Raw genomic sequence first — 4,200 nt, 5'->3', positions numbered from 1 at the left:
TAGACTACCTGGTAATTGTAGCACCGCCTCCTTGAGCTTCTTTAAAACACCTTCCGGCTTTAGGTGGTTACTTCGCTAACATGGCGCTCAACCGGAGCGCGCTTATAATGCGGTTTTGTTTTTTCAGCTTTCCGGGCCGCGCCCGGTTAGCTCTACGTTAGGGTTACAAAATGTTTATGCGCTTTGCTTTCATCGGTGCAACTCTCGGCCTTATTATTCCGATCGTACTTCTCCTGAAGGTTCAAGTTACCGGTGAAGCATTTGGTGTTATTGAAGTTCTAGCTTGGCCTAGCTCATTCAGCCTCATGGCCAACGAGGCTTATCAAGACGGTGACCCCATGATTTGGTTCAATATGGTAGTGTCGATTTTCATAAATATGGTTTGGTACATTTCGTTGGCTAGTATCATTTTCACCTTTTCTCGCTTAGTTAAAGGGCATAGTGGTCCGTAGCCCTAACCCAACGCTCAACCGGAGCGCGGTTATAATGCGGTTTTGTTTATTCAGCTTTCCGCGCAGCGCCGGTTAGCTCTACGTTATACCTTTAGGAAAAACACATTATGAACGAACAGGAATATGCAGGGTTTTGGATTAGAACCGGAGCCACACTAATAGATACAATATTAATATTAATTATAACCCTGCCCATACTTACTGCCATATATGGCACAGATTACTGGGCAGGTGAGTCTATTTTTTTGGGTTTTTGGGATGCCCTGCTAAATTACATATTGCCCGCAATCGCTGTTATTGTTTTCTGGGTTTATAAATCTGCTACCCCAGGAAAAATGGCAACAAAGCTAACCATTGTAGATGCAAAAACTGGGGGCAAACCATCTACAGGCCAATTCATAGGGCGCTACCTTGGCTACTATATTTCAATGATTCCATTATTTCTTGGAATCATATGGGTTGGTATTGATAAACGAAAACAAGGATGGCATGACAAGCTTGCTGGCACAGTAGTAATTAGAAGCAATAAAACTGAGCCAGTTAAATTTGAAAGTCAGGTATAACATGGCGCTCAAGCGGGACGGTCGCTATCGCGTCCGCCCCTTAGCTTTACGTTATGCCCCCCCTATGGAGAAATATGAGCAATATCACCGTACGCCAAGCAGTCCTATCTGACCTTGAAGCACTTGTCCCGCTCTTTGATGGCTATCGTCAGTTCTATGGTCGCCCAAGTGATATTCCTGCCGTGCGAGAGTTTTTGCTCGCTCGCTTCAATCACGGTGAGTCAACTCTGTTCATTGCATATGAAGGCAATATACCTGTTGGCTTCACCCAACTCTATCCAAGCTTTTCGTCGGTATCGCTTGCCCGAGTGTTCGTGCTCAACGACCTTTTCGTTCATGAGCAAGCTCGCAGGAAAGGCGCGGCATCAAAACTGATAACCGCTGCTACGGAGTTTGCAAAATCATTGGGAGCTGTTCGTGTTTCGCTATCAACAGCAACGACAAATCAAACTGCCCAAGCTCTTTATCAATCCGCTGGCTGGAAACGAGATGAACAATTCTTTGTTTATCATTTCGCAATCTAGACATAACCCATCGGTCAAGCAGGACGCGCTACCGCGCGCCTCTTACCTCAAACGTTGGACGACAACCGATGACTGAAATTAAAGTAGCACATCCTTGGACATTTCTTAGAGTCGCGAAATACATTGCGATTGCTTTTGGCGGTCTTGTCATTGCGCTAATACTCCTTGTTGTCACATTAAATTGGTGGATGTCTGGTGGTGTTTTTACAGTGTCACGCTTTGATCGTACAGCTTGGTTCGCGCCGCAGACCCATGCGACGGAATTTACTTGTTACCGGGGCAGAATGGCCAGGGACATAAAGAATCGCTTGCTTACTCTCGGCATGACACATCAAGACATAGAGCATCTTTTAGGCACACCAGATGGACACTTTACGTCAGCGGAATATCAATACATCTTGGGAATGTGCAGCGGGTTGAAGATTGATTATGACGTCTTGCACATCTATTTTGGTACTGACGGCAAATATGCAAGCTCAGCAATCATTCAACACTAAGTTGTCGTCCAACCCTGCGCTCAAGCGGGGCGCGGTGAACGGCGTAGTTTTCTCTTCAACGTTTTGCGCGCCGCGCCGCTTAGCTCCACGTTAGCGGTATACGCATGGCAACTTGGAAGAAGATAGCACTTTGGTTTTTTGGGACATTAATCGTTGCTTTTGCGGGTTGTGTTGCGCTGCTTATTCATCTCTTTGCTGATATGTGTGCAACTACAGTCGTCGACCAAGTGGCTTCCCCAAATGGAAAACTCAAGGCTGTTCTTTTTCAAATTGACTGTGGAGCAACTACTGATTTCAATAGTCACGTTGCTATTGTTCCTGGCAATGTTGACACATCACAGAAAGACTCTCTTCCCGAGAGCTTTTTTGCCGCAGATGGAAATCATGGGCGAGCACCAGCCGGAAACGGCGGCGGTCCTGAAATCCGGTTGCATTGGCAGGCTGAAGATCGCCTAGAATTGCAACATCACAATTTTGTTCGCTTAATACGCTCTGAAACACAATCAGAGGGTGTAACCATTGATTACCAAACCTTTCGCTAACATTGCGTTCAAAGGGACGCGCCTTTTTGTAGTGGTTTTGAAGGGCTGTTGTTTTTCTGGCTTCGCTAATCTTCTGTTGAAGGCGCGCCCCTTGACATTACGTTAGCCACCATGAAGTTTTTGCACTCTAAATTCGCCAGCGCTATTGCCGCAGCCTACGTTTCGATGGTTGTGGGCGGCTTGCTGCTTCACTTCCTCACCACTGGTGATTTCGGCACCCTCAGATACAGCCTCATGCTTCCATCCACGCTGGGCGCAATTTTCATTGGCAGCCTACTCGCATGTGGCCTTTGGCGTGGGTTTGCTTGGGCTTGGTGGCTAGGTTTGGTTGCTACTGCCATTCAGCTCATTCGCTTCGGCAGTTGGTTCATCGCGCGCCTGAGTAGTGGAAGCGCGCCCGTAGCGTCATGGATTATTGCCTTTCTGCTTGCAGCATTTCTCTGTGTGTTGCTTATTAAGGCCACGCGCCAACGATGTTCTCGTTAAATCCGGCAGTCGTGCGGACGCTCCGCTCACTTCCACGTTAAGGCCATAAGATGCGCTAGGCATAGGATGTGCTGAGATAGTAACCGCATCGTTCGCGATTGATGCGGTTACTATCTCAGCACATCCTACGGTCCTGGAAAAACAAGAAGAGGGCCTGGGACTGAAACCGACGATGAGAAAAGGCAGTGCCGTGGAATTACAGGACTTCATCGATCACGATTTGCTGTCTCGCTTATTGGAAGCGTCGTTGCCGCATCTACCAAGCAAGCCAAGCATCGATAAACATTGGCTGAGGTGGTTTAGAAATAGCCGGAAGCGGTGATTTTGGCGTCATCCCTCAACTCAACGACAACTCCGCCCGCAAACGCTCCGCCATTAAATCGACGAACGAACGGACTTTCGCCGACGAATGGCGACCCTCGCGGTGCACGATATGGATTGGAATCGGCGGACTCTCGAATTCGCTGAGCACGATTTTCAGTTTGCCAGTCTGTAGCGGCTCGGCAATTTGGTAGGACAGCAAGCGGGTAATGCCCAGACCCGCCATGGCCGCGCTGGCCGCTGAGTCGTTGTCGCTGACGCTTAATATCGGTTGTAACTTGACCGTCTGCGGCAGGCCGTCGCGCAGAAAGCGCATTTCATTATTCGGATTTAAGCTGCGCGCCAGGATGATTTGATGCTTGAGCAAATCGTCCGGCGTTTGCGGAATGCCGTGCGTTACCAAATAATCCGGCGATGCGCACAGTACCCGCCTTACCGAACCGACTCGCAGCGCCCGGTACGACGAATCGGGCAATTCGGCAATGCGGATCGCCACGTCCACGCCTTCCTCCAGCATGTTGACAACCCGGTCGACGAACAGTGCGTTGACTTCCACCGCCGGGTAACGGCGCAAATATTCGACGATGCCGGGCATCACGTACATGCGGCCGAACAAAACCGAGGCGGTGACGGTGAGTTGGCCGCGCGGTTCGGCGTTGATGCCCAGCGCCGCGTCATCGGCTTCATCGGCCAAAGCGATGATGTGTTTGGCGTCCTCGTAGTATTTCTGGCCGGCCTCGGTCATCCGCACGTAGCGGGTGGTGCGGTTCAGCAATTTAACGCCCAAGCGCTCTTCCAACGCTGCAACCGCACGC

At 49.7% G+C, this 4,200-nt stretch carries 7 protein-coding genes; 6 read left to right on the top strand and 1 reads right to left on the bottom strand.

The annotated features are described in order from the left end of the window. The first annotated feature begins 170 nt into the window (after positions 1-170). The 6 genes from M0R47_RS21315 (at position 171) to M0R47_RS21290 (ending at position 3,064) form a co-directional block, all read left to right on the top strand. Positions 171-452 carry a hypothetical protein gene (locus tag M0R47_RS21315; RefSeq protein WP_292558371.1) on the top strand — a complete coding sequence of 94 codons (282 nt, stop codon included), beginning with the start codon at positions 171-173 and terminating at the stop codon, positions 450-452. Positions 453-559: 107 nt separating this feature from the next. Next, positions 560-1,015 carry an RDD family protein gene (locus tag M0R47_RS21310; protein ID WP_292558370.1) on the top strand — a complete coding sequence of 152 codons (456 nt, stop codon included), beginning with the start codon at positions 560-562 and terminating at the stop codon, positions 1,013-1,015. A gap of 74 nt (positions 1,016-1,089) precedes the next feature. Continuing rightward, a complete protein-coding gene (locus M0R47_RS21305; protein WP_292558369.1) occupies positions 1,090-1,539 on the top strand; it encodes a GNAT family N-acetyltransferase in 450 nt (149 codons plus the stop codon). 68 nt (positions 1,540-1,607) lie between these two features. Continuing rightward, positions 1,608-2,036 carry an outer membrane protein assembly factor BamE gene (locus M0R47_RS21300; protein ID WP_292558368.1) on the top strand — a complete coding sequence of 143 codons (429 nt, stop codon included), beginning with the start codon at positions 1,608-1,610 and terminating at the stop codon, positions 2,034-2,036. Positions 2,037-2,140: 104 nt separating this feature from the next. Continuing rightward, positions 2,141-2,578 (top strand): hypothetical protein, encoded by a 438-nt coding sequence (locus tag M0R47_RS21295; protein ID WP_292558367.1) that lies wholly within the window; start codon positions 2,141-2,143, stop codon positions 2,576-2,578. A 111-nt stretch (positions 2,579-2,689) separates the two neighbouring features. Next, the gene (locus M0R47_RS21290; protein WP_292558366.1) at positions 2,690-3,064 is read left to right on the top strand and encodes a hypothetical protein; all 375 of its coding nucleotides are present in this window, start codon (positions 2,690-2,692) and stop codon (positions 3,062-3,064) included. Between the two features lie 337 nt (positions 3,065-3,401). On the opposite strand, the gene M0R47_RS21285 is transcribed toward M0R47_RS21290, so the two are convergent. Continuing rightward, on the bottom strand, positions 3,402-4,200 hold a 799-nt coding region (locus M0R47_RS21285), incomplete at its 5' end, for a LysR family transcriptional regulator (protein WP_292558365.1).

The organism is Methylobacter sp., from assembly GCF_023227905.1.
In the GTDB taxonomy this organism is placed as follows: domain Bacteria; phylum Pseudomonadota; class Gammaproteobacteria; order Methylococcales; family Methylomonadaceae; genus Methylobacter_A.
The sequence above is the reverse complement of the archived record's forward strand: the minus strand, read 5'-3'. Positions and strand labels throughout refer to the sequence as shown.

Bases quoted from the DNA above. Each gene is read 5' to 3' on its own strand.
- M0R47_RS21315 (WP_292558371.1), top strand. From the start codon at position 171: ATGTTTATGCGCTTTGCTTTCATCGGTGCAACTCTCGGCCTTATTATT.
- M0R47_RS21310 (WP_292558370.1), top strand. From the start codon at position 560: ATGAACGAACAGGAATATGCAGGGTTTTGGATTAGAACCGGAGCCACA.
- M0R47_RS21305 (WP_292558369.1), top strand. From the start codon at position 1,090: ATGAGCAATATCACCGTACGCCAAGCAGTCCTATCTGACCTTGAAGCA.
- M0R47_RS21300 (WP_292558368.1), top strand. From the start codon at position 1,608: ATGACTGAAATTAAAGTAGCACATCCTTGGACATTTCTTAGAGTCGCG.
- M0R47_RS21295 (WP_292558367.1), top strand. From the start codon at position 2,141: ATGGCAACTTGGAAGAAGATAGCACTTTGGTTTTTTGGGACATTAATC.
- M0R47_RS21290 (WP_292558366.1), top strand. From the start codon at position 2,690: ATGAAGTTTTTGCACTCTAAATTCGCCAGCGCTATTGCCGCAGCCTAC.